At 66.8% G+C, this 22,530-nt stretch carries 25 protein-coding genes; 11 read left to right on the forward strand and 14 right to left on the reverse strand.

All coding sequences use genetic code 11. From position 1 onward, the window contains the following. Nucleotides 1-25 precede the first annotated feature (25 nt). From ASD15_RS23850 to flgA, 4 genes are all read right to left on the reverse strand, one after another. Nucleotides 26-1,684: a hypothetical protein gene (locus ASD15_RS23850; RefSeq protein ID WP_057157529.1), complete on the reverse strand. Its 1,659-nt coding sequence runs from the start codon at nucleotides 1,682-1,684 to the stop codon at nucleotides 26-28. A 62-nt stretch (nucleotides 1,685-1,746) separates the two neighbouring features. Continuing rightward, nucleotides 1,747-2,211: a flagella synthesis protein FlgN gene (locus tag ASD15_RS23855; protein ID WP_057157530.1), complete on the reverse strand. Its 465-nt coding sequence runs from the start codon at nucleotides 2,209-2,211 to the stop codon at nucleotides 1,747-1,749. Between the two features lie 7 nt (nucleotides 2,212-2,218). Then, nucleotides 2,219-2,524, reverse strand: a complete 306-nt coding sequence (gene flgM / locus ASD15_RS23860; protein ID WP_057157531.1) for a flagellar biosynthesis anti-sigma factor FlgM — start codon at nucleotides 2,522-2,524, stop codon at nucleotides 2,219-2,221. Between the two features lie 82 nt (nucleotides 2,525-2,606). Then, nucleotides 2,607-3,326 (reverse strand): flagellar basal body P-ring formation chaperone FlgA, encoded by a 720-nt coding sequence (gene flgA, locus ASD15_RS23865; protein WP_057157532.1) that lies wholly within the window; start codon nucleotides 3,324-3,326, stop codon nucleotides 2,607-2,609. A 155-nt stretch (nucleotides 3,327-3,481) separates the two neighbouring features. Between flgA and flgB the strand changes: the two genes are divergently transcribed. The 11 genes from flgB (at nucleotide 3,482) to flgL (ending at nucleotide 14,342) form a co-directional block, all read left to right on the forward strand. Beyond that, nucleotides 3,482-3,895, forward strand: a complete 414-nt coding sequence (gene flgB / locus ASD15_RS23870; RefSeq protein WP_057157533.1) for a flagellar basal body rod protein FlgB — start codon at nucleotides 3,482-3,484, stop codon at nucleotides 3,893-3,895. Nucleotides 3,896-3,897: 2 nt separating this feature from the next. Continuing rightward, nucleotides 3,898-4,305 carry a flagellar basal body rod protein FlgC gene (gene flgC, locus ASD15_RS23875; protein ID WP_057157534.1) on the forward strand — a complete coding sequence of 136 codons (408 nt, stop codon included), beginning with the start codon at nucleotides 3,898-3,900 and terminating at the stop codon, nucleotides 4,303-4,305. A 25-nt stretch (nucleotides 4,306-4,330) separates the two neighbouring features. Then, complete coding sequence (locus ASD15_RS23880; RefSeq protein WP_057157535.1) at nucleotides 4,331-5,011, forward strand: flagellar hook assembly protein FlgD; 681 nt, start codon at nucleotides 4,331-4,333, stop codon at nucleotides 5,009-5,011. 34 nt (nucleotides 5,012-5,045) lie between these two features. Next, nucleotides 5,046-6,590 carry a flagellar hook protein FlgE gene (locus ASD15_RS23885; RefSeq protein ID WP_057157536.1) on the forward strand — a complete coding sequence of 515 codons (1,545 nt, stop codon included), beginning with the start codon at nucleotides 5,046-5,048 and terminating at the stop codon, nucleotides 6,588-6,590. A gap of 14 nt (nucleotides 6,591-6,604) precedes the next feature. Continuing rightward, nucleotides 6,605-7,348, forward strand: a complete 744-nt coding sequence (flgF, locus tag ASD15_RS23890; RefSeq protein WP_057157537.1) for a flagellar basal-body rod protein FlgF — start codon at nucleotides 6,605-6,607, stop codon at nucleotides 7,346-7,348. Nucleotides 7,349-7,415: 67 nt separating this feature from the next. Next, nucleotides 7,416-8,198 carry a flagellar basal-body rod protein FlgG gene (gene flgG, locus ASD15_RS23895; protein WP_057157539.1) on the forward strand — a complete coding sequence of 261 codons (783 nt, stop codon included), beginning with the start codon at nucleotides 7,416-7,418 and terminating at the stop codon, nucleotides 8,196-8,198. 16 nt (nucleotides 8,199-8,214) lie between these two features. Continuing rightward, the gene (locus ASD15_RS23900; protein ID WP_057157540.1) at nucleotides 8,215-8,871 is read left to right on the forward strand and encodes a flagellar basal body L-ring protein FlgH; all 657 of its coding nucleotides are present in this window, start codon (nucleotides 8,215-8,217) and stop codon (nucleotides 8,869-8,871) included. Between the two features lie 2 nt (nucleotides 8,872-8,873). Next, nucleotides 8,874-9,992, forward strand: a complete 1,119-nt coding sequence (locus tag ASD15_RS23905; RefSeq protein WP_057157542.1) for a flagellar basal body P-ring protein FlgI — start codon at nucleotides 8,874-8,876, stop codon at nucleotides 9,990-9,992. Nucleotides 9,993-10,002: 10 nt separating this feature from the next. Next, nucleotides 10,003-10,992 (forward strand): flagellar assembly peptidoglycan hydrolase FlgJ, encoded by a 990-nt coding sequence (gene flgJ, locus ASD15_RS23910; RefSeq protein WP_057157543.1) that lies wholly within the window; start codon nucleotides 10,003-10,005, stop codon nucleotides 10,990-10,992. Nucleotides 10,993-11,103: 111 nt separating this feature from the next. Further along, nucleotides 11,104-13,059 (forward strand): flagellar hook-associated protein FlgK, encoded by a 1,956-nt coding sequence (flgK, locus tag ASD15_RS23915; protein ID WP_057157545.1) that lies wholly within the window; start codon nucleotides 11,104-11,106, stop codon nucleotides 13,057-13,059. 23 nt (nucleotides 13,060-13,082) lie between these two features. Continuing rightward, nucleotides 13,083-14,342: a flagellar hook-associated protein FlgL gene (flgL, locus tag ASD15_RS23920; protein ID WP_082552108.1), complete on the forward strand. Its 1,260-nt coding sequence runs from the start codon at nucleotides 13,083-13,085 to the stop codon at nucleotides 14,340-14,342. On the opposite strand, the gene fliR is transcribed toward flgL, so the two are convergent. From fliR to fliI, 10 genes are all read right to left on the reverse strand, one after another. Further along, nucleotides 14,343-15,203, reverse strand: coding sequence for a flagellar biosynthetic protein FliR (gene fliR, locus ASD15_RS23925; RefSeq protein WP_057157546.1), 861 nt, complete (start codon nucleotides 15,201-15,203; stop codon nucleotides 14,343-14,345). A gap of 13 nt (nucleotides 15,204-15,216) precedes the next feature. Further along, on the reverse strand, nucleotides 15,217-15,486 hold the full coding sequence (gene fliQ / locus ASD15_RS23930) for a flagellar biosynthesis protein FliQ (protein ID WP_025595552.1): 270 nt from the start codon (nucleotides 15,484-15,486) through the stop codon (nucleotides 15,217-15,219). Between the two features lie 13 nt (nucleotides 15,487-15,499). Beyond that, nucleotides 15,500-16,264: a flagellar type III secretion system pore protein FliP gene (gene fliP / locus ASD15_RS23935; protein WP_057157547.1), complete on the reverse strand. Its 765-nt coding sequence runs from the start codon at nucleotides 16,262-16,264 to the stop codon at nucleotides 15,500-15,502. Continuing rightward, a complete protein-coding gene (gene fliO, locus ASD15_RS23940) occupies nucleotides 16,254-17,024 on the reverse strand; it encodes a flagellar biosynthetic protein FliO (RefSeq protein WP_229418314.1) in 771 nt (256 codons plus the stop codon). The genes fliP and fliO overlap by 11 nt, the downstream gene beginning before the upstream one ends. Then, nucleotides 17,021-17,440, reverse strand: a complete 420-nt coding sequence (fliN, locus tag ASD15_RS23945; protein ID WP_056393969.1) for a flagellar motor switch protein FliN — start codon at nucleotides 17,438-17,440, stop codon at nucleotides 17,021-17,023. The genes fliO and fliN overlap by 4 nt, the downstream gene beginning before the upstream one ends. A 25-nt stretch (nucleotides 17,441-17,465) precedes the next feature. After that, nucleotides 17,466-18,446: a flagellar motor switch protein FliM gene (gene fliM / locus ASD15_RS23950; RefSeq protein WP_056393971.1), complete on the reverse strand. Its 981-nt coding sequence runs from the start codon at nucleotides 18,444-18,446 to the stop codon at nucleotides 17,466-17,468. Nucleotides 18,447-18,475: 29 nt separating this feature from the next. Continuing rightward, the gene (gene fliL, locus ASD15_RS23955; RefSeq protein ID WP_057157549.1) at nucleotides 18,476-18,988 is read right to left on the reverse strand and encodes a flagellar basal body-associated protein FliL; all 513 of its coding nucleotides are present in this window, start codon (nucleotides 18,986-18,988) and stop codon (nucleotides 18,476-18,478) included. Between the two features lie 67 nt (nucleotides 18,989-19,055). After that, a complete protein-coding gene (locus ASD15_RS33575) occupies nucleotides 19,056-20,627 on the reverse strand; it encodes a flagellar hook-length control protein FliK (protein WP_057157551.1) in 1,572 nt (523 codons plus the stop codon). A gap of 19 nt (nucleotides 20,628-20,646) precedes the next feature. Beyond that, nucleotides 20,647-21,087, reverse strand: coding sequence for a flagellar export protein FliJ (gene fliJ / locus ASD15_RS23965; RefSeq protein WP_057157552.1), 441 nt, complete (start codon nucleotides 21,085-21,087; stop codon nucleotides 20,647-20,649). A 35-nt stretch (nucleotides 21,088-21,122) separates the two neighbouring features. After that, a complete protein-coding gene (fliI, locus tag ASD15_RS23970; RefSeq protein WP_057157553.1) occupies nucleotides 21,123-22,529 on the reverse strand; it encodes a flagellar protein export ATPase FliI in 1,407 nt (468 codons plus the stop codon). Between the last annotated feature and the right edge of the window lies 1 nt (nucleotide 22,530).

The following is a 22,530-nucleotide window of genomic DNA, read 5'->3' on the forward strand; positions in this document are numbered from 1 at the left end:
ACCGCGCAAGCGGCCAGCGGTGCGGCTACGCCGGCGCGGCGCGCTGCCAAGCCTCCCTGCGGCTGTTTTTGCGTCGCCGCCAGTGCCAGCCGGCGCCCACGCCCGCCACGCCCAGCAGCAAACCGCCCACCGGGGCAGGGACGGGCAGGGCGCTTTCTTCTGCCAGCGCCGGCCCCTCGCGCAGCTCGGGCGGGAAGGGGCGCGGCGGCACCGGCACGATCTGCCACTGCGACTCGTCCTGCGGCGCGCGCGCAAGGTACTCGTCTATGGAAAACACCGGCGCCGAGCCGAACGCGCGGCTGGACGGCACCTGCGGGATGCGCACCAGCACCAGCGCTTCCACGTCCTCCTGCAGCTGGCGCTCGTACGGGCTCAGCGCGCGTTCCTGCGGGCCGCCGCCGAGCAGCTTGAGCAAATCCTGGCCCAGCGCGGCGAATGCCACCGCCGGGTAGAGCCGGGTCTGTTCCTCGGTGAAATAGTCGTAGGCCTTGTGGCCGCTGGCCAGGCTCATGTCCTTGGCGGCCTTGTAGCCGTAAGCGCCGAGCGCCTTCAGGCGGCTGGTCGGGCCCTGCTCGGGCAGCTGCCAGCCCAGGCCCTTGAACACGTCCACGCTGATGCCGGCGCAGTTGGCGGCGGCGTGGCGGTAGCGGAAGTCGTGCCTGTAGAAGCGGCGGAAGGTGTCCTGCATGCTGCCCTGGAAGGCTTGCGCGGTGCGCGCGTCGCGCAGCACCGCCACCAGCATGGTCGACGGCCGGTAGTATTGCTGGCCGCTGTTCAGGTCCATCAGGTAGTTATCCATCGGCACCATGGACGCGATCACGCCTTTCTCGCTGTAGCTGTCCAGGTTGTAGAAATTGTTTACCATCCAGTCGGCCCATTCGCCGTTGCGGCCCATGCGGCCGGTCGCGACAGCGAAGTGGCCGCCGTAGGCTTCGTCGTCGTCGCCCTGGGCGCCGTTCAGCACGACGGCCAGCACCGGCTTGCCGCGCCAGTCGCGCTGGGCGCCGGGCTGGCGTTCCCAGATCAGCCGCGTGGCGTAAGCGCTGCGCGCACCGCCGTTTTCGTGGCGCACGAAGCCGGCCAGGCTGTCGCCGGCACTGAGCGGTTGGCGGCGCATGGACGCCGCGTCGATGACGAAGTCGCGCGGCCAGATGGTGCGCGCTTCGAAGGTCGGCTTGCCTGCCACGTCGCGCAGCGTGCCGCGCACGCGCACGTCGCGCTGGCGGAAGAAGTCGAGGCTGCCGGCATTGAAATAGGAGCGGTTGGAAGCGATCCTGGGCGCCAGTTGCATGGCCAGCGGCGCCGCGCCGGGCGCCTGCAGAGTACGGCCGGACGGCGCCAGCGTGGCCTGCCGGATCAACTGAGGCGCGCCCAGCCAAACGAGGTCCGGCAGGGCGGGCGAAGCGTCCGGGGCCGGAACGGGGCTGGTGGTGGCCGGGCCGGCCGGCCGGCGCGGCACGGCCAGGCCTTCCCCCTGGAAATACCACAGCGCCTGTTTGGGCGCGCAGCCGCCGCAGCCGCCGTCGTCGTAGCGGAACTGGCTGCCGTCGTACAGCCCCAGGCGCTCGCCGTCGAGCGCGGCAGTGACGGACGGCGCGGCGGCCTGGGATGTGGGCGTGGCCGCTAGCGCTGCGGCAAAGTTCAGCGTCAGGACGCTGGCGGCAAGGCAGGTATGTGTGTGCATGGTTGCATTATGCAATAGTTTGCATTAAATGCAACGTTGTTCCAAATGAAGATTGACGCCTGTCAACCTGCCAGGAAGCCGCGGCGCGGGTTGGCCGTCGTGGGTTGGCCGCTGGGGCCGTAGAAATTGCCTTGCGCCTGGGGCCGCAGCGCTTGCAGCGCGCCTTGGGTGTGGCTCAGGTGTTTGCTGATGAGGGTGCCGTTCAGGCGGTTCAGTTCTTTGGCTTCGCGCGTCAGGTCCAGTACCTGGGCCCACAGCGGGGCCGCTTCCGGGTCGCCGCTGGCGGCCAGCCACGCTTCCATGCCGGCTTCTTCCGCCTTGTAGCCTGCCGCGCCGAGCGCGTTGTGGCGTTGGCTGGCCAGCACGGCCATATCGTTGACCAGGGAAGACTTCCGTGGCGTCAGTTCCGTCAGGCCATCGATGTCCGCCGCCACCAGCTGCTGCTGTTCCTGCTTCAACACTTCCAGCAGGGCAGTGATGACGCGCTGTTCTTCGCGCAGACTGGACATGGGGGAGACGGAGGACATGGTTTACCTATCTTTTACGTGAGTGCAGCAGATCCTTGACTGTTTCCAGCAAGCCGTCCGCCACTTTTTCGGAATTGACTTGGAATTGCCCATCGGCAATCGCAAGCTTGATGCGTTCTACTTTTTTCGTGTCGAACACGGCGCTGCTGCCGCTGGCGCTGCTGGCGGCCATGGCCTGGCCCTGTGCCGACAGTTTCACGCTGTCGGTGCTGATCGGGGCGCTACTGGCCTTGTCGGCGCCGCGCGCGGTGGTGCTGGTGGCAGGCGAGGCCGGCAGGCCAGGCGTGCTCTTGACTGAGTCGTTAATTTTCACAGCAATATCCTCATCTGTTTGGGGCATAAAAACCCCGGGATCTGAGTAATTAACGGCGCCGTGATCATAAACTTTAGCGTTATTAGAACGCCACCTCCACCAGGCCCCCGGCTTTCGCCACGCCGCTGACCTGCTGCCCCCCGGCAGTCCTCACTTGCACGATCTGTCCTTCGGACGCGGCCGCCACCGCGCGGGCCTCGGCCGACACGCGGAAACCGGCGCCGCCGGACACCACCCGCACCAGCTGGCCGGCCGTGATGACCTGCTTGCTGCGCAGCGTGTCGAGCCGCATCGGCGTGCCCGCCGCCAGCGATACGCCGGCGCTGCGGCCGACCACCTGGCCGATGTCGGTGGCTATGCCGGCCGGCAATGTTGTCAAATCGCCCTTGACCAGCACCAGCTGGCCCGCCTCGATGGGCTGGCCCTGGGCCAGCGGCACGGCGCTGGCCACATAGTCGGCCTGCACCGTCACATTGGCTTGAATATACACCGTCCATGCGGAAGGGGCCGCACAGCGCACCCCTACCGTGGTCTTGCCCCAGGCGCGCGCGCCGGGCATGAAAAAGGCTTGCAGCTGGGGGCAGGGGGCCAGCGCCATGCGCTGGTCGATGGCACCCACGTTGACCGTGACGGCGCCCGGCAGTCCCACCGTCTGCGTCTGCAGGAATTGCTCCACGGCCTGGCGCACGGCGCCCAGGTCCTGGCGCGCCGGCGCGGCCGGCTGCTGGGCCACGGCCTGGGCAGCGGCGGCGCCCAGCGTGGCACTCAGCATCAATATGGCGGTCAACAGTGTGCGTTTCATGGTCGGTTCCCTTCGAATGTGGCCATGATAGCCCGCGCGCGCGCGGCCGAAGCGGGGAATAAGACGGCAAATCCGGGGCTGCTCGCGCGATCGGATCGCCATGCCCATCCGTATCATCGATCCTGTCACCAATAGAAAGTGGGCCGGAGGTAGCGATGTTAGGAAAACTGGACGAATTCATGCGCTTTAACGAGACGGCGCTGAGCCTGCGCTCGCAGCGCCAGACCGTGCTGGCGTCTAACATCGCCAATGCGGACACGCCGAACTACAAGGCCAAGGACATCGACTTCACCGCCGCCCTGACCAGCGCCATGGCCGGCGCATCCCAGCCGCTGAAGACGACGGCGCAGAAACATTTCCCTGTCCCCCAGCAAGGAGCTGGCACGCTGCCGGACGGTACGCCGCTGCAGTACCGCGGCATCGTGCAGGGGGCGGTGGACGGCAACACGGTGGACATGGATGTGGAACGCAACCAGTTTGCCGACAACGCGCTGCGCTATGAAGCCGGCATTACGCTGATCAATTCCCAGATCAAGGGATTGATGGCGGCGATCCAGGGAGGACAATAACCATGTCGCTGTTTAGTATATTTAACGTTTCCGGTTCGGCCATGAGCGCCCAGGCCCAGCGCCTGAACGTGGTGGCCAGCAACCTGGCCAATGCCGACAGCGCCACCAGCGCCAGCGGCGAGGCCTACCGCGCCAAGCAGGTGGTGTTCGAGGCGCAGCCGGCCGCCAACGGCGGCGCGTCCACCGGCGTCAAGGTGCAGCGCGTGATCGAAGATCCGTCGCCGCTCAAGCAGGTGTACGACCCCAAGCACCCCATGGCCGACGACAAGGGCTATGTCAGCATGCCCAACGTGAACGTGGTGGACGAGATGGTCAACATGCTGTCGGCGTCGCGCTCCTACCAGACCAACGTGGAAACCATGAACGCGGCCAAGTCCCTGCTGCTGAAAACGCTGACCATCGGTCAATAAGCCCATTTAAACAAGAGAGAAATCGATGCCTACCGCCGCCACCACCGCCGCGCCCGTCAGCGACGTGCTGCTGAACGCCGTCAACCCGAAAAAGGCCGTCGCCACCGACAGCGTGCAGGCCGACACCGACAAGTTCATGACCCTGCTGGTCACCCAGCTGAAAAACCAGGATCCGATGAGCCCGCTGGACAATGCGCAGATCACCAGCCAGCTGGCGCAGCTGTCGACGGTGACCGGCGTCAACAAGCTGAACACCACGCTGGAGTCGCTCAAGTCGAGCTACCAGTCGGCCGAGAGCGTGCAGGCGGCCGGCATGATCAACCACGGCGTGCTGTCCGAGGGCAAGAACGTCGGCCTGGCTGACGGCAAGGCCATCCTGGGCATCGACCTGGGCACGCCGGCCGATACGGTGAATATCGTCATCAAGACCGCCGCCGGCAAGGAAGTGGACACCATCCAGCTGGAAGACCAGCCGGCCGGCACCCTGCCCATTACCTGGGACGGCAAGACGTCAGACGGCAAGACCCTGCCCAACGGCAATTACGTGTTCAGCGTCGAAGCGCGCTCCGGCGGCAAGGTGCTGAAAGACGCGCTGGGCCTGCAGTTCGGCGTGGTGGCCAGCGTGTCCACCGGCGCCGGCGGCGTCAAGCTCAACGTGCCCACCTCGGGCCAGCTGAGCATGTCCGACATCAAGCAAATCCTGTAATTACTTTGTCACCCACCACCGCATAGGGGAAATCATGTTCCAACAAGGACTCAGCGGCCTGAACGCCGCAGCCAAATCGCTGGACGTCATCGGCAACAACATCGCCAACGCCAGCACCGTGGGTTTCAAAGGCTCGCAGGCGCAATTCGCCGACCTGTACGCCAACTCGCTGAACGGCGTGAGCGGCAACAACGCCGGTATCGGCGTGTCGGTGTCGCGTCTGGCGCAGCAATTCACGCAGGGCAATATCGAAACGTCCAACAACCCGCTCGACATCTCCATCAACGGCGGCGGCTTCTTCCGCACCACCACGCCCAGCGGCGGCGTGCAGTACAGCCGCAACGGCCAGTTCCAGCTGGACAAGACCGGCACCATCATCAACGCCCAGGGCAATGCGCTGACCGGCTATCCTGTGACCAAGGACGGTGTGGTGCTGCAGGGCGCGCCGGGCCCGATCAAGATCGACACCGCCGACCTGGTGCCGGTGGAAACCACCAAGGCCAACTTCGAGCTGAACCTGGACTCGCGCAGCAAGGTGCCGGAAAAGGTACCGTTCAACGCGCTCGACCCGCTGACCTACAACAAGCAGACCGTGCTGGACGTCTACGACAGCCTGGGCAATCCGCACGTGATGTCGACGTTCTACGTCAAGACCGACGCCAACACCTGGGACGTGTACGTGGCCAGCGACGGCGTCGAGCAGGCGGCGGCGGCAGTGGCAGCCGTGGTCAACAACGACGCCACCCTCAAGCCGCTGCGCGACGCCTACCAGGCTGCGGTGCAGACCGGCGATCCGGTCCAGATCGCCGACGCCAACACCGCCTACTCGGCCGCCGCCGGCGCCTTGATGCAGGCGGCACTGGACGCCGTGCCCAACGTCACGCCGGCGCAGAGCGCCAGGCTGCTGGCTGCCTACACCGCGCCGACCGACGTCGGCGCGATTGTCGGCACCAATCCAGACAAGATCAACGCGGCGCTGGCCGCTGCCATCAGCGCGCCGGCCAGCAAGGTGGGCACCCTGGTGTTCGACCAGAAAGGCTCGATCAACACCACGGCGATGGCCGCGCTGACCCCGGCCCAGTCGCTGCCGTTCAGCATCACGCTGCCGCTGTTCCCGGACACCGGCTCGGTCGAGCCGCTGGTGATTGAAACCTCGTTTACCGGTACCACCCAGTACGGCACCGCCACCAGCGAAAAGGCGTCCACCCAGGACGGCTACTCGTCCGGCCACCTGGAGCGCTTCGCGGCCGGCGCCGACGGCGTGATCCTGGGCCAGTACAGCAACGGCAAGTCGCGTCCGCTGGGCCAGATCGTGCTGGTCAACTTCGCCAACCCGGACGGGCTGACGCCGCTGGGCAACAATGCCTGGGCGGAGAGCTCGGCCTCCGGCACGCCGCAGGTGGGCACGCCGGGCACCGGCAGCAACGGCCAGCTGCGCTCGGCCTCGGTGGAAACTTCGAACGTGGACCTGACGGCCGAACTGGTCAACATGATCACCGCGCAGCGCGTCTACCAGGCCAACTCGCAGACCATCAAGACCCAGGACCAGGTGCTGCAGACGCTGGTCAACCTGCGTTAATAGGAAGGCAAGCCATGGACCGCCTCGTCTACACCGCCATGACCGGCGCCAGGCATGTGCTGGAGCAGCAGGCCACCGCGTCGAACAACCTGGCCAACGCCACCACCACCGGCTTTCGCGCCCAGCTCGATTCGTTCCGCGCGGTGCCGGTGCAGTCCGAGGGGCTGCCGACCCGCACCTTCGTGGTCGATTCCACCGTCGGCGCGGATTTCCGCGCCGGGCCGATCCAGACCACCGGGCGCGCGCTCGACGTGGCCTTGCGCGGCGAGGGCTGGATGGCGGTGCAGGCGTCCGACGGCACCGAGGCCTACACCCGCAACGGCAGCCTGAAGGTGAGCGAAAACGGCTTGCTGCAAACCACCAGCGGCCAGACCTTGATGGGCGAGAACGGCCCGATCGCGATCCCGCCGCAAAGCGAGGTGGCGATCGCTTCCGACGGCACCGTCAGCTCGATCGACACCAGCCAGACCAAGCCCGGCCCGGCCAACGTGCTGGGGCGCATCAAGCTGGTCAATCCGGACACCAAGGGCCTGGAGCGCGGCAACGACGGCCTGTTCCGCCAGAGCAGCGGCCTGCCGGCCGCGGCCGACGTCAACGTGCGCCTGGTGGACGGCGCGCTGGAAGGCAGCAATGTCAACCCGGTGGACGCCATGGTCAACATGATTTCGCTCGGGCGCCAGTTCGACATGCAAATGAGCTTGCTGAAGAATGCCGAGAATAACGCCGCGAAAGCCACCCAGATCCTCGCTTTGACTTAACGCTGCCCCCTGCATAATGGTGACGTGGAAAAAGCCTCGGCTGCCACGCCATTAAGGGAGAAAGCAAATGATACGATCGCTGTGGATAGCCAAGACCGGCATGGAAGCGCAGCAAACCGCGATGGACACGGTTGCCAACAACCTGGCCAACGTCAGCACCAACGGTTTCAAGAAGTCGCGCGCCGTGTTCGAGGACTTGCTGTACCAGAACGTGCGCCAGCCCGGCGCGCAATCGTCGCAGCAGACGCAGCTGCCGTCGGGCATGCAGGTCGGCACCGGCGTGCGCCCGGTGGCCATCGAGCGCATCCATACCCAGGGCAACCCGCAAGCGACCGGCAACGATAAAGACCTGATGGTCAACGGCAACGGCTTCTTCAACGTGCTGCTGCCCGACGGCACCACCGGCTACACCCGCGACGGCTCCTTCCAGCGCGACAGCAACGGCCAGATGGTGACCTCCAGCGGCTTCGTGCTGCAGCCAGCCATCACCATCCCCGCCAACGCCAACAGCATCACCGTGGGCCGCGACGGCACGGTGTCGGTCACCCTGCCGGGCCAGACCGCCGCGCAGCAGATCGGCTCGATCCAGCTGTCCACCTTCATCAACCCCACCGGCCTGGAGTCGAAGGGCGAGAACCTGTACGTGGAAACCGGCGCCTCCGGCGCGGCGCAGAACAACACGCCCGGCACCAACGGCACCGGCGTGATCCTGCAGGGCTATGTGGAAACCTCGAACGTCAACGTGGTCGAGGAAATGGTCAATATGATCCAGACCCAGCGCGCCTACGAAATCAACAGCAAGGCCATCACCACGTCGGACCAGATGCTGGCCAAGCTGTCGCAGCTGTAAGCAAAGGAATACCGCGATGAAAGCACTCCTCCCCATCATGGCAGCGGCCGGCCTGGCGCTGGCCGGCTGCGGCACCGCGCCGACCTCCATCGTGCAAGGCGAGACCACCGCGCGCCCGCTGACGCAGGCGCAAATGGCCGCGCCCAGCAACGGCGCCATCTTCCAGGCGCAGGCTTACCGCCCGCATTTCGAAGACCGCCGCGCACGCCTGGTGGGCGACGTGATCAACATCGTCATCACCGAGCGCACCTCGGCCGGCAAGAACGGCGCCAGCGCCGGCGGCAAGTCCGGCAGCATCAACTTCAAGGCCCCGGGCCAGCTGGCCGGCACTTTTGGCAGCCAGATTACCGCCGCCGCCGACAACAAGTTCGCCGACAACGCCAGCCAGAGCGCCAGCAACACCTTCACCGGCACCATGGGCGCCACCGTGGTCGAGGTCCTGCCGAACGGCAACCTGATCGTGGCCGGCGAAAAGCAGATCGCGCTGGACAAGGGCGTGGAGTACATCCGCTTCTCCGGCATGGTCAACCCGGACACCATCGGCACCGGCAACACCGTGGCCTCGACCGCCGTGGCCGACGCGCGCGTGGAATACCGCACCAGCGCCAAGATCGACCGCGCGGAAATGAATTCCATGGCGGCCCGCTTCTTCCTCAGCGTGCTGCCGTTCTGATCATGAAAAACACTACCCGACTCCTCGCCGCCGCCGTTGCCGCGCTGGCCCTGCTGGCCGGCGCCGCGCCGGCCGCCCGCGCCGAGCGCCTCAAGGACCTGGCCAGCGTGGCCGGCGTGCGCCAGAATCAGCTGATGGGCTATGGCCTGGTGATCGGCCTGGACGGCACAGGCGACCAGACCACCCAGACCCCGTTTACGGTGCAGACCGTGATGTCCATGCTGCAGCAGATGGGCATCACCCTGCCGGCCGCCAACACCTTGCAGCTGAAGAACGTGGCGGCCGTGATGGTGACCACCTCGCTGCCGGCGTTCGCCCAGCCGGGCCAGCTGATGGACGTGACCGTGTCCTCCATGGGCAACGCGAAAAGCCTGCGCGGCGGCACCCTGCTGATGACGCCCCTGAAGGGCGCCGACGGCCAGGTGTACGGCATGGCGCAGGGCAACGTGCTGGTGGGCGGCGTCGGCGCGCAGTCGGGCGGCACCTCGGTGGTGGTCAACCATTTGAGCGTGGGCCGCATTTCCGGCGGCGCCACCGTCGAGCGCGCCGTGCCGAACTCGCTGGGCGAGGGCAACCAGATCCGGCTGGAACTGCACAGCGCCGATTTTTCCACCGCCAGCCGGGTGGTGGACGCCATCAACGACAAGTTCGGCGCCGGCATCGCCTATGCGCTGGACGGCCGCGTGATTCGGGTGCAGTCGCCCTCCAGCAGCGACCAGCGCGTGGCCTTCATCGGCACGCTGGAAAACCTGCAGGTGAACCCGGCCCAGATGGCCGCCAAGGTCATCATGAACGCGCGCACCGGCTCGGTAGTGATGAACCAGGCGGTGTCGCTCGAGACGTGCGCCATTTCGCACGGCAACCTGACGGTGTCGGTGTCCACCGACCCGCAGGTCAGCCAGCCCGGGCCGCTGTCCGGCGGCCAGACCGTGGTTACCCAGACGGCCAATATCGACATCAAGAAGGATGCCGGCAAGGTCATGATGGTCAAAGGCGGCGCCCAGCTGGCCGACGTGGTCAAGGCGCTCAACGCCATCGGCGCCTCGCCGCAGGACTTGCTGGCCATCCTGCAAGCGATGAAGGCCGCCGGCTCGCTGCGCGCCGAACTCGAGATCATTTGAGGACGCCGCCATGATACGCCAGAGCCCCACGCTGCCCGCGAACGACCTGAACAACACGCTGGCGGCCGACGTCAAGAGCGCCGCCGCGCTGCGGCGCGACGCCGGCAGCGGTTCCAGGGACGCGCTGAAGGGCGCCGCGACCCAGTTCGAGGCCATGTTTATCAACATGATGATGAAGAGCATGCGCGACGCGTCGCCGGGCGAGGGCATGCTGGACAATCAGCAGAGCAAGATGTTCACCTCCATGCTGGACCAGCAGACCAGCCAGAACCTGGCCAAAAAGGGCATCGGCCTGTCCGACGTGCTGGTGCGGCAGCTGTCGCAACAGAACGAGCAGGCGCTGGCGCTAGGCGCCGAGCCGGCCGCGTCGGACGCGTCCGACATTCCCAACGCCGGCAACCTGGCCAGCGCGGCGGCGGCGGCCAGGCTGCAGCGCGCCATCGAGGCGGCCGGCGGCACGGCGGCGGCCAACCGGGCCGCCAGCCAGGCCGACGTGCCGGGCGGCAGCGCCGCCGCCATGGACAGCGGCAAGGGTTCGCAGGCGGCCCATGTGCGCGCCTTCCAGTCCAAGCTGGGCAGCCACGCGGACGAGGCCAGCAAGGCCACCGGCATTCCGGCCAAGTTCATGCTGGGCCAGGCGGCGCTGGAGAGCGGCTGGGGCAAGCGCGAGATCAAGGGCCGCGACGGCAGCAACAGCAACAACCTGTTCGGCATCAAGGCCGGGCCGGGCTGGAAAGGCAAAACGGTCGAGGCCGTCACCACCGAGTACGTCAACGGCAAGCCGCAGCAGCGCGTCGAACGCTTCCGCGCCTACGACAGCTATGCCGACAGCTTCAAGGATTACGCGAAGTTGCTGACCAATAACCCCCGTTATGAAAAAGTGCTGGCCAGCGCCGGCGACGCCAGCAAGTTCGCGCACGGTCTGCAGAAGGCCGGCTATGCCACCGACCCGCAATACGCCAGCAAGCTGACCCGGATTATCAAGCAATCCCTTGCTTAATGAATACGCAAGGAATGCTAAAGAACAACAAATGGCGCACTGTTGCCGGGGCGTATTTCAAGTTTTGGCGGCCGCTGCCGTAGACTAACCATATAACGAAAGTATTTCACCATGAGTCTTCTCAGCATCGGCAAAAGCGGTTTATTGGCAGCGCAGGTCGGTTTGTCCACGACCGGGCACAATATCGCCAATGCCAACGTGCCCGGCTACAGCCGCCAGACCGTGGTCCAGTCCAACACCCAGCCCCAGGGCAGCGGCGGCTATTTCATCGGCACCGGCACCGAGGTCACCCAGATCAAGCGCCAGTACGACGATTTCCTGACCAAGCAGTTGCTGGGCGCGGAAACCAAGGCGGCCAGCCTGAACGGCTTTTACGCCCAGATCAGCCAGATCGACAACTTGCTGGCCGACAGCACCTCCGGCCTGTCGCCGGCGCTGCAGGACTTCTTCAAGGGGGTGCAGGACGCCACCGCCAACGCCGCCACCGACGCCTCGCGCAGCGCCATGCTGTCGACCGCCAACACGCTGGCGGCGCGCTTCCAGGGCTTGAATGACCGCCTCAACGAGATCAGCGCCGGCGTCAACAGCCAGATCACGGCCACCGTCACGCAGATCAATTCCTATGCCGAGCAGATCGGCAAGCTGAACAACGACATCGCCGGCCTGACGGTGGACCCGTCCAAGGCGCCCAACGACCTGCTGGACCAGCGCGACCAGCTGATCAGCGAACTGAACAAGCTGGTCAAGGTCAACGTGGTCAAGGGCGATTCCAACACGCTGACCGTGTCGATCGGCACCGGCCAGCCGCTGGTGATCGGCAACCGCAACTTCGAACTGGCCACCACCACCTCGCTGACCGACGTCAGCCGCGTGACGGTTGGCTACAGCACCGGCAACCAGATTTCCCCGCTGCCGGAAGGCGCGCTGAGCGGCGGCCAGCTGGGCGGGCTGCTGGAATTCCGCAGCGGCGCGCTGGACCGCGCGCAGAACGAACTGGGCCAGGTGGCCGCCGGGCTGGCCGCCAGCTTCAATGCGCAGCACAAGCTGGGCCAGGACCGCAATGGCGACCTGGGCGGCAATTTCTTTGCCGACATCAACGCCTACATCGGCGTCGACAGCCGCAACTCCGAGCTCAGCACGGCGGTGGTAAGCGGCGTGGTCAAGGACGCCAGCGCGCTGACCTCGAGCGACTACGACCTCAACTATGACGGCACCAACTACGTGCTGACGCGCGCCTCGGACGGCCAGGCCACGATCCTGACTTTCCCGCAGACCACCGGTCCGCAAATGGTGGACGGCGTGGAGTATACGCTGACCGGCACGCCCGAGACGGGCGACCACTTCCAGGTGCGCCCGACCTTCCAGGCCGCGTCCGACTTCAAGGTGGCGCTGACCGACGTCGGCAAGATCGCGCTGGCCGCGCCCATCGTCACCAACGCGCCGCTGGCCAACACCGGCAACGGCAAGATCACGCCCGGCACGGTCGACGCCAACTACCTGACGCCCGGCAATCCGCTGACCGCGCCGGTGACGCTGACCTACGATTCGGCGACCGGCGAGCTGAGCGGTTTCCCGGCCACGCAGGACGTGGTGGTGACGGCCAACGGCGTGAGCACCACCTATCCGGCCGGCACCAACGTGCCCTACACCGACGGCGCCAGCATCAGTTTCGGCGGCATCAACATCGCCATCAGCGGCGCGCCGGGCAACGGCGACACTTTCTCGGTGGCGCCCAATACCGGCGGCACGCGCGACAACCGCAACGGCGCGCTGCTGGGCGACCTGCAGGCCAAGAACATCCTGAACGGGGGCAAGACCACGTTCCAGAGCGCCTACGCGTCCATGGTCAACTTCGTCGGCAACAAGACCAGCGAAACGATGATAGGCGCCAGCGCGGCGGAGGCGGCGGTCAAGCAAGCCTCGAACGCGCAGCAAGCCGTTTCCGGCGTCAACCTGGACGAGGAAGCGGCCAACCTGCTGCGCTACCAGCAGGCTTACCAGGCGTCCGGCAAGGTGATGCAGATCGCCAGCACGCTGTTTGACACGCTGCTGGGCCTGGGCCGCTAAAGACATCGCAAGGAAATGCAATCATGAGCATGCGCATCAGTTCCAAGACCATCTTCGACAACGGCGTGGGCCAGCTGGGCACGCTGCAGTCGGCCATCGCCAAGACCCAGCAGCAGCTGGCCACCGGGCGCCGCGTGCTGACCCCGGCCGACGACCCGATCGCCTCGGCGCGCGCGCTGGAAGTGACGCAGTCGCAATCGATCAACACCCAGCTGGCCACCAACCGCGCCAACGCGCGCGCTTCGCTGTCGCAGGAGGAAGTGGCGCTGACCTCGGTCACTTCGCTGTACCAGGACATCAAGGAGCTGGCCGTCAAGGCCGGCGCCGGTTCGCTGACCAACAAGGACCGCGAATCGCTGGCGGTGGAGCTGGAAGGGCGCTTGCAGGACTTGCTGGGCATGGCCAACACGGCGGACGGCTCGGGCGGCTACATCTTCTCCGGTTTCAAGGACAGCATTCCGTTCACGCTGAACGGCACCGGCGCCACCTACCAGGGCGACCAGGGCGAGCGCACCTTGCAGATCGGTTCGTCGCGCAAGGTCAGCATCAGCGATTCGGGCAGCGCCATCTTCGAGAACAACGTCACCGGCAACAGCAAGTTCCAGACCGGCGTCGATCCCGCCAATTACGACCGTGGCGGCACCGGCATCATTTCCCCGGGCGCGGTAACGGACCCCAGCGCGCTCACCGGCCACCAGTACGCCATCAACTTCACGGTGGTGCCCGCCACGCCGGGCGTGCCCAAGGTGACCACCTACACGGTGATGGACTTGACGCTGGGCGTGCCGGTGCCGCCGGCGCCGGACCCGGCCGACCCGATTCCCTACACCAGCGGCAAGAGCATCAACTTCGACGGCCTGCAGTTCGAGATCAAGGGCGACCCGGCCGACCTGGACAGCTTCACGGTCGACCCGAGCGACAAGAAGTCCGTGTTCGAGACCATGCAGGACATGCTGAAGGCGCTGCGCGTGAACGGCGAGGGCGCGGCGGGCCAGGCGCGGCTGACCAATGCGCTGAACCAGGCCAACTCGAACATCGACAATGCGACGGACAACCTGCTGGCGGTGCGCGCCTCGGTGGGCGCGCGCATGAAGGAGCTGGACTACCTGGACAGCTCGGGCGAGGACTTGAACATCCAGTACGCCACCACCCTGTCCAACCTGATGGAAGTGGACACCATCCAGGCCATTTCCCTGTTCACCCAGCAGCAGATCAACCTGGAAGCGGCGCAGAAGTCCTACAAGACGCTGACGGGCTTGTCGCTGTTTAACTTCATCAGCTAATCAACCCGGCAGCGAATTGACAGCCGGCCCCGGCGCTTGTTTTAACGGCGCCGGCGGCGCCGGCGGCCGCGGCTCGCGGTCGGCCCAGTTGCGTGGAAACTGCCGCGCGCTCTCTATGCCCTGGTTGAACAGCTTCTGCAGCGGCGTGGCCATATAGGGCAGGACCATGGCCAGCACCAGGAAGCCGATGCCCAGCGTGATCGGGAAGCCGATGCCGAACAGGTTCAGCTGCGGCGCCGCCCTGGTCAGGATGCCCAAGGCCACGTTGATGATCAGCAGCGCCGCCACGATGGGCAATGCCAGCTGCATGCCGGCGCTGAACACCCGTCCGCCCCAGTCCGCCACGTGCTTGAAGCCGCTGCCGGCAATCGGAATGCCGGACACCGGCAGCGTCTGGAAGCTTTCGGCCAGCGCCGACAGCAGCACCAGGTGGCCGTTCACCGACAGGAAGGCCAGCGTGGCCAGCAGCGCCAGGAACTGGCTGATGGCCGACGAGCGGCCCTGGGTGTTGGGGTCGAAGAAGGTGGCGAAGCCCAGGCCCATGGTCAGGCTGCTGATTTCGCCGGCCATCTCGACAGCGGCGAACACGATGCGCAGGGTAAAGCCCATGGCCACCCCGATCAGCAATTCCTGCGCCAGGATCAGCAGGCCGGCGTAGGACATGGGGTCGGCGGCGGGCACGGCCGGCACGGTGGGCGCGATCACCATGGCCAGCAGCACGCCCAGCGCCAGCTTGACGCTGCGCGGCGTGCTGCGGTTGCCGAAGATGGGCGCGGCGGCAATCAGGCCGAGGATGCGGGTGAGCGGCCACAGCAGGGAAGCGATCCATGTGTTGATCTCGACGGTGGACAGCGTGATCACGGGTGCGCCGCCATCAGTTGACCAGGCCGGGAATGCCTGTGAAGACGTTGCGCATATAGTCCAGCATGACCGACAGCATCCACGGCCCGGCCACCACCAGCGCCACGAACACGCCCACCAGTTTGGGGATGAAGGACAGCGTGGCTTCGTTGATCTGGGTGGCGGCCTGGAAGATGGACACCACCAGGCCGATCACCAGCGCCACCAGCAGCATGGGGGCGGCCACCATCAGCGTCACCTCCATGGCGATGCGGCCCATCGTCATGACGCTTTCGGGTGTCATGGGCGCTCCTTCACTAGTAGAAACTCTGGGCCAGCGAGCCGATCAGCAGCTGCCAGCCGTCCACCAGCACGAACAGCATCAGCTTGAAGGGCAGCGAAATGACGGCCGGCGACATCATCATCATACCCATCGACATCAGCACCGAGGCCACCACCATGTCGATGATGAGGAAGGGGATGAAGATGGCGAAGCCGATCTGGAACGCGGTCTTCAGTTCGCTGGTCACGAAGGCAGGAATCAGCACGCGCAGCGGGACGTCCTCCGGCCCCTGCAGCGCGGGCGTGCGCGACAGCTTGACGAACAGCGCCAGGTCGGCCTGGCGGGTCTGCTTGAGCATGAAGGACTTGAGCGGCGCGGCGCCTTTTTCCAGCGCCTGCTGCATGGTGATCTTGCTTTCCTGCAGCGGCAGATAGGCTTCGCCGTAAATCTTGTCGAGCACCGGGCCCATCACGAACAGGGTCAGGAACAGCGCCAGCCCCACCATCACCTGGTTGGGCGGCGCCGACTGGGTGCCCATGGCCTGGCGCAGCAGCGACAGCACGATGATGATGCGGGTGAAGCTGGTCATCATCAGCAGCGCGGCCGGGATGAAGGTCAGCGCCGTCATCAGGATCAGCGTCTGCAGCGACAGGCCGTAGTTGGTGCCGCCGCCCGGGGCCGGGGTGGCCGTGAAGGCCGGAACGGTCGGGTCGGCGCCGGCCCATAGCGGCACGGCCGCCAGGCCCGCCGCAAGCAGGCACTTCAGCACAGCGGCGGACTTGCCTTGCTTATTTGCCATTACGTTTTTCTATCGTCTGTTTGAACCATTCGGCGAAGTTGGCGCCGGGCAGGGCGCCTGGCGCCGCGCCGGATGCCGCGTTGCCTGCAGCCGTGCCGGCATCGAAGCCGTCGGCGCCGTCCGGGCGCGGCAGCGTGGCCAGCGCGTTCATGCGGCCGGGGGAGGCGCCCACGACTATCCATTGCCCGCCCACTTCCACCACCAGGATGCGCTCGCGCGCGCCGACGCTGAGCGCACCGACCAGCTTGACGTGCGCGCCGCCGGTGATGGTTTTCGGGCCGAAGCGCTTCAGCAGCCAGGCCAGGCCGATCAGCAGGCCCAGCACCAGGATCAGCGAGAAGATGGTGGTCAGCAGGCTGCCGGTGGCGGTGGGCGCTTGCGCCGGATCGATGGCGGTGGCCGGGGCCGGCCGGGCGCCGGCCAGCGCGGCCTGCTGCTCGGGCGTGGCGGTCGGCGCGGTAGTGGCTGGGACTGCGGCAGGGGCGGATGCGGGGGCCGCGGCGCTGTCAGGCGCGGGCGCGGCGGAGCCGGCAGCGGCCGGCGGCGCCACGCCGGCGGTCGCCACGGCGGCGGCGCCCGCAGCCTGGGCTGCGGCGGCCGGCAAGGCGGCGGGGTCGGGCTGGGCCGCAGGCTTGCTGGCGGAGGAAATCGAACCGGAGGCGGTTTGCGCCGCCAGCGCCGGGGCGCCGGCGAACATGGCGGCTGCGGCCAGCGCGGCCAGGACCGCCGCTGGCGCGGCAAACGGGAAAGCAGGCTTCATTTATTCAGTTTTCGGATGCGTTCGGAAGGCGTAATGATATCGGTCAGGCGGATACCGAACTTGTCGTTCACCACCACCACCTCGCCCTGGGCGATCAGGCAGCCGTTCACCAGCACGTCCATCGGCTCGCCGGCCAGGCCGTCCAGTTCGACCACCGAGCCCTGCGCCAGCTGCAGCAGGTTTTTGATGGCAATCTTGGTACGTCCCAGTTCCACCGTCAGCTGCACCGGGATATCGAGGATGAAATCGATATCGTTGTGGGTCTCGGTCTTGGACGGCTGCTTGGAAAAGTCCTGGAACACGGCGGCCTGCGCGGCCTGCTGGTTTTGCAGCGCTTCGGCTTCCGCCTTGGCCTGCTCGGCGATCGCAGCGCCCCAATCATCATCCAAGCTTTGATCGTCTTGATTATCCGACATATTTCTCTCCAGTTACTTCGCTGTATTACTTCGTGTTATCGGCGTTCGCCAGCAATTTCTCTACTTTTAACGCGTATTGTCCGTTCAGCACGCCATAGGTGCAGTCCAGCACGGGCACGCCATCCACGGTCGCCTCGATGCTGGCCGGAATGTTCAGCGGGATGATGTCGCCCACCCGCATGTTCAGGATCTCGTCGAAGGACACCTTGGCCGTGCCCAGCGACGCCACCAGTTCCACCTCGGCGATCTGGATCTGCTGCGTCATCAGGCGGATCCAGCGCTTGTCCACTTCCAGCGCCTCGCCCTGCAGCGAGGAGGTCAGCGCGTCGCGGATCGGTTCGATCATCGAGTACGGCATGCAGAAGTGGATCTGGCCCGACACCGAACCGAGCTCCACCGTGAAGGTGGACGCCACCACCACCTCGTTCGGCGTGGCGATGTTGGCGAACTGCGTATTCATTTCCGAGCGGATGTACTCGAACTCCACCGGGTACACCGGCTCCCAGGACTTGGTGTAGGCCTCGAACACGATATCGAGAATGCGCAAGATGATGCGCTGCTCGGTCTGCGTGAAGTCGCGGCCCTCGACCCGGGTGTGGAAGCGGCCGTCGCCGCCGAACAGGTTGTCCACCAGCAGGAACACCAGGCCCGGATCGAACACCATCAGCGCGGTGCCGCGCAGCGGCTTCATGTGCACCAGGTTCAAATTGGTCGGCACCACCAGGTTGCGGATGAATTCGCTGTACTTGGACACCCGCACCGAGCCCACCGACACTTCGGCGCTGCGGCGCAGGAAATTGAACAGGCCGACGCGCAGCAGGCGCGCGAAGCGCTCGTTGATGATCTCGAGCGTCGGCATCCGGCCCCGGACGATGCGCTCCTGGGTCGCCAGGTTATAGGTTCTGACTCCCGCGACTTCTTCCGGCGCCGCGGCGTCGTCCTGGTCGCCATTGACGCCCTTTAAAAGGGCATCAACTTCTTCCTGGGAGAGAAAATTATCAGCCATGGCTTTCTACTGGTTGGGCTTTACTAGGGTCACTGAATAATGAAGGAGGTAAACAGCACCTCGGTCACATCCTGCTGCGGGCCGCGATCCTCGAACGGTGCGCGCACCTGTTCCATGATCTCGGCGCTCAGCTGCTGCTTGCCTTCCGGCGTGTTGATCTCCGACGCCTTCTTGCTCGACAGCAGCAGCAGCAGGCGGCTGCGCACCTTGGGCATATTGTTCTTGATCACTTCCACTTCCTCCAGGCCGCTCACCTGCAGCGTAAAGGCCAGCTGCAGGTACTGCTCGCCGTTTTCCGGCTGCAGGTTGACGGTGAACGGTTCTATCGTCACGTACACTGGCGGGCCGGACTTGGGCGCGGACTTCTTCTGCTTGGCCGGCGCTTCGTGATCGCCGCCGCCCTTCAGCATGAACCATGCGCCGCCGCCGCCGGCAGCGGCCAGCACGGCTACCAGGCCGAGGATCAACACCAATTTCTTGGAGTTGGCCGGAGCGGCAGCCTCTGCTTTCGGTTCCGCTTTTAATTTAGGATTCGCTTTCAAAGTTACCCTTGCAGCTGAAGTGGATCATGTCGCCATTATGGCACGCCTTGCGTGCCGGTCAGAATGGTCAGGCGAAGGTATCGACCATGCCGAGCGCGCGCTGGCGCGGCGCCGGCGCAACAGCGGCGCTGTCGTCGCCGCCGCCGTCACCGCCTCCGCCGTTGCGGCCGTCACGGCCGCCGCCCTGCTGCGCAGCGCGGGCCTGGTCGAAGCCGTTGTTTTGATCCGACATGCCGGCCGAGACGGTGGCCTCGCCCAGCTGGATGCCGGCTTCGCTCATCATTTCACGCAGGCGCGGCATGGCCGCTTCCAGCGCGGCGCGCACTTCCGGCTGGGCCGAGGTGAAGCTGGCGCTGGCGGCATCGTTCGACACGTTCAGCACCACCTGCAGCGGGCCCAGGTCGGGCGGGTTCAGTTCCAGCGTGGCGCTCTGCTCGCCGCCGCCCACCATCCACACCACCTTCTGGCCCACTTGCTGGTCCCAGGCGGCGGTGCCGACGCGCGCCTGCAGCTGGTTGCCGGCGGCGGCGTTGGCGGCCTGGACCGTGGCCAGCTGGGCTTGCGCGGCGGGCGCCACGGCGGCGGGCGCGGACGGTGCGGCTTCCTTGAGCAGGGCGGCGAAGTCCGTCCTGGCGTCGCGCGCGGCGGCCAGCTGGGCGTCCGCGTCGGGCTGGGCGCGGCCGGCTTGCGCCTGGCTGGCGTCCAGCACGGCCGGTGCGCGGCCGGCGCCGGTGTCTTCTGCCGCCTGGCCGCTGGCGGCGGGGCCGGCTTGCGCTTGCGCGCCGGACTGGTGCTTCTGCATGGCCTGGGCGGCGGCATCGAGCGCCGCTTTCAGCGTTGCGGCATCCGGATCGGCTGCGCCGGCAGTACCGGCGCTCTCGCCGTCCAGGGCGATGGCGCCGTCCGTGGCGGGCGTGGCACCGGCTGCAGCGCCGGCGGCAAGGGCCGCAGCGGGGTCCGGGTCGGCGGCCGGACCCGGGCCCGGCAGCAGGGCGGCGAGGCCATCGCCGGCCTGGCTGGCCGTGTCGTCGGGCAGGCCGGCGGCGGCAACCGTGCCGGCTGCGGCGGCCGGCTGGTTGAAGGCGGCCATCAGGGCCAGCATGGCGGCCATGGGATCGGCGGCCTGCGCGGCGGCGGCCGCTGCGGCGGCCGCATCGGAGGCGGAGGCGGCGGCATCGGCAGCGCCGCCGCCTGTGCCGGCATCGGCGCTGGATTGGGTGTCGGCGCTGCCGGCGGTGGGGGCGGGCGCGCCCCCGGCGGCCGGCGCGGCCTTGTCAGGCGCGCCGGCCGGTTTGCCATCCTCGCCGCGGCTGGCGGCGGCAGCGTTGGCGGGTTTGTGTGCCGGCGCGGGCTTGGCTTGCTCGCTTGCGGAGGCGGCCTGGTTCTGGCTGGCTGGCGCGGGGCGCGCGGCGGCTTGGGGCGCAGCCGGCTTGGCCTGGCTGGCACGGCTGGCCTGGTTGGCGGAAGAGGCCGCCGCGCCGGCGGGCGCGGCCGGACGGGTCCATGCCTGGCGTTGCTCGATCTGGCGCGTCAGCGCCTGCTGGAACTGGCTGTCCGGCGCCGCGGACGCGCCCTTGCCCGCCTGCGTGCCGGCGTTGGCGCCTGCGCCCGTGGTGGTGTTGATGAGCGGTGTCTGCATGATGGTGCCGTATCCGATATTAGCGTTTATAGAATGCTTGCCTTGCGGCGTGTTCGTCCATGGACTTCTGGTCGCGCTTGGCTTCCAGCCTGAGCGCCTGCGCCTGCGCGCGGTCGTTCAGCGTGGAATAGGACATGCGCTTGCGTTCCGCGTCCTGCCAGATGCTTTTTTCCTGCTCGCCCTTGCGCTGGCTGTGGCGCAACACTTCTTCCTGGCCCTTGATGGCGCTGTCCAGTTTTTCCATGAAAGCCTGGAAGTTGCGGTACGCCATCGGCGTGATGCCCGCCAGCTGGCTGGCCTCGAAGCGCTTGCCGTATTCGTCGCGGTAGCCCACCAGCATGTTCAGTTTTTCCTCGGCATCCGCCACCGCCTTCAGGGCCATGCCCAGGCGCTTGGCGGCGTCGTCGGTTTCCCGGCGGGCCAGTTCGATCAGTGTTTCAAGTTGAGATTGGGAGGCCATGATGGTTCATTATAGGCGTCCTGGACGGCGGTCAATCAATCGAACAGAGCGGACAATTGCCCCAAACTCTCGAGCATGTCCACCCGCTCCGTGATCTGCTGTTGCAGGAAATGCTCGATATTTTCATGCAAGCTGATGGCCTGGTCGAGCACCGGATCGCTGCCCGGGCTGTAGGCGCCCACGGCAATCAGGTCGCGGCTGCGCTCGTAGCGTGAAAACAGCTGCTTGAGGTGGCGGGCGCGGGTCTGGTGCTCGTGCGAGGTGATCGAATGCATGGCGCGGCTGATCGACTGTTCGATGTCGATGGCGGGGTAGTGGCCGGCTTCGGCCAGGCGCCGGTTCAGCACGATGTGGCCGTCCAAAATGGCGCGCGCCGAATCGGCGATCGGGTCTTGCTGGTCGTCGCCCTCGGTCAGCACGGTGTAGAACGCCGTGATCGAGCCGCCGCCCATTTCGCCGTTGCCGGCGCGTTCGACCAGGATGGGCAGCTTGGCGAACACGGAAGGCGGATATCCCTTGGTGGCGGGCGGCTCGCCGATGGCCAGTGCGATCTCGCGCTGCGCCATGGCGTAGCGGGTCAGCGAATCCATGATCAGCAGCACATTCTGGCCCTGGTCGCGGAAATACTCGGCAATCGCGGTGGAGTAGGCCGCGCCCTGCATGCGCATCAGCGGCGGCGTGTCGGCCGGGGCCGCCACGACAACCGAGCGCGCCAGGCCTTCCTCGCCCAGGATCTGCTCGATGAACTCTTTGACCTCGCGGCCCCGTTCGCCGATCAGGCCGACCACGATCACATCGGCCTCGGTGTAGCGCGCCATCATGCCCAGCAGCACCGACTTGCCGACGCCGGAGCCGGCGAACAGGCCCATGCGCTGGCCGCGTCCCACGGTCAGCATGGCGTTGATGGAGCGCACGCCCACGTCCAGCGTTTCCACGATGGGCGCGCGGCCCAGCGGGTTGGCCGGGCGCACGTTGATGGGCGCGCTTTCCGTGGTGTGCAGCGGGCCCAGGTTGTCCAGCGGACGGCCAGCGCCGTCCAGCACCCGGCCCAGCAGTTCGGGGCCGACCGGCAGGTGGCGCGCGCGGTCGCTGGGGCGGCGGCGCGGGTGCGTGACGCTGCCCGGGCGCGGTATCGTCGGTTCGATCGGGAACACGCGGGTGCCGGGCACGATGCCCTCGACATCGCTTTGCGGCATCAGGAACAGGCGGTCGCCTTCAAAACCGACCACTTCGGCCTCCACCTTGCCGCCGGACGGCAGCGGCACGGTGCAGGCCGCGCCCACGGCCAGGCGCAGGCCCACCGCTTCCATTACCAGCCCGGCCACGCGCGTGACGCGGCCCGACACCTGCATCGGCTCCACGAACTCGGTCAGCGCGGCGCAGTCGTTCAGGTAGGCGCGCCAGCGGCCGGCGTGCAGGTTGGATGGGGCAGCGTCGGCCATG

The sequence above is a fragment of the Massilia sp. Root351 genome, assembly GCF_001425045.1.
Classification (GTDB): domain Bacteria; phylum Pseudomonadota; class Gammaproteobacteria; order Burkholderiales; family Burkholderiaceae_D; genus Rugamonas.

Coding starts and splice junctions, on each gene's coding strand:
- flgJ (WP_057157543.1), top strand. CDS start 10,003: ATGATACGCCAGAGCCCCACGCTGCCCGCGAACGACCTGAACAACACG.
- fliO (WP_229418314.1), bottom strand. CDS start 17,024: ATGAAGCCTGCTTTCCCGTTTGCCGCGCCAGCGGCGGTCCTGGCCGCG.
- flgL (WP_082552108.1), top strand. CDS start 13,083: ATGAGCATGCGCATCAGTTCCAAGACCATCTTCGACAACGGCGTGGGC.
- flgG (WP_057157539.1), top strand. CDS start 7,416: ATGATACGATCGCTGTGGATAGCCAAGACCGGCATGGAAGCGCAGCAA.
- ASD15_RS23905 (WP_057157542.1), top strand. CDS start 8,874: ATGAAAAACACTACCCGACTCCTCGCCGCCGCCGTTGCCGCGCTGGCC.
- ASD15_RS23900 (WP_057157540.1), top strand. CDS start 8,215: ATGAAAGCACTCCTCCCCATCATGGCAGCGGCCGGCCTGGCGCTGGCC.
- fliM (WP_056393971.1), bottom strand. CDS start 18,446: ATGGCTGATAATTTTCTCTCCCAGGAAGAAGTTGATGCCCTTTTAAAG.
- ASD15_RS23880 (WP_057157535.1), top strand. CDS start 4,331: ATGCCTACCGCCGCCACCACCGCCGCGCCCGTCAGCGACGTGCTGCTG.
- ASD15_RS33575 (WP_057157551.1), bottom strand. CDS start 20,627: ATGCAGACACCGCTCATCAACACCACCACGGGCGCAGGCGCCAACGCC.
- fliQ (WP_025595552.1), bottom strand. CDS start 15,486: ATGACACCCGAAAGCGTCATGACGATGGGCCGCATCGCCATGGAGGTG.
- fliJ (WP_057157552.1), bottom strand. CDS start 21,087: ATGGCCTCCCAATCTCAACTTGAAACACTGATCGAACTGGCCCGCCGG.
- flgC (WP_057157534.1), top strand. CDS start 3,898: ATGTCGCTGTTTAGTATATTTAACGTTTCCGGTTCGGCCATGAGCGCC.
- flgB (WP_057157533.1), top strand. CDS start 3,482: ATGTTAGGAAAACTGGACGAATTCATGCGCTTTAACGAGACGGCGCTG.
- flgK (WP_057157545.1), top strand. CDS start 11,104: ATGAGTCTTCTCAGCATCGGCAAAAGCGGTTTATTGGCAGCGCAGGTC.
- ASD15_RS23885 (WP_057157536.1), top strand. CDS start 5,046: ATGTTCCAACAAGGACTCAGCGGCCTGAACGCCGCAGCCAAATCGCTG.
- ASD15_RS23855 (WP_057157530.1), bottom strand. CDS start 2,211: ATGTCCTCCGTCTCCCCCATGTCCAGTCTGCGCGAAGAACAGCGCGTC.
- fliI (WP_057157553.1), bottom strand. CDS start 22,529: ATGGCCGACGCTGCCCCATCCAACCTGCACGCCGGCCGCTGGCGCGCC.
- flgA (WP_057157532.1), bottom strand. CDS start 3,326: ATGAAACGCACACTGTTGACCGCCATATTGATGCTGAGTGCCACGCTG.
- fliN (WP_056393969.1), bottom strand. CDS start 17,440: ATGTCGGATAATCAAGACGATCAAAGCTTGGATGATGATTGGGGCGCT.
- ASD15_RS23850 (WP_057157529.1), bottom strand. CDS start 1,684: ATGCACACACATACCTGCCTTGCCGCCAGCGTCCTGACGCTGAACTTT.
- flgF (WP_057157537.1), top strand. CDS start 6,605: ATGGACCGCCTCGTCTACACCGCCATGACCGGCGCCAGGCATGTGCTG.
- fliP (WP_057157547.1), bottom strand. CDS start 16,264: ATGGCAAATAAGCAAGGCAAGTCCGCCGCTGTGCTGAAGTGCCTGCTT.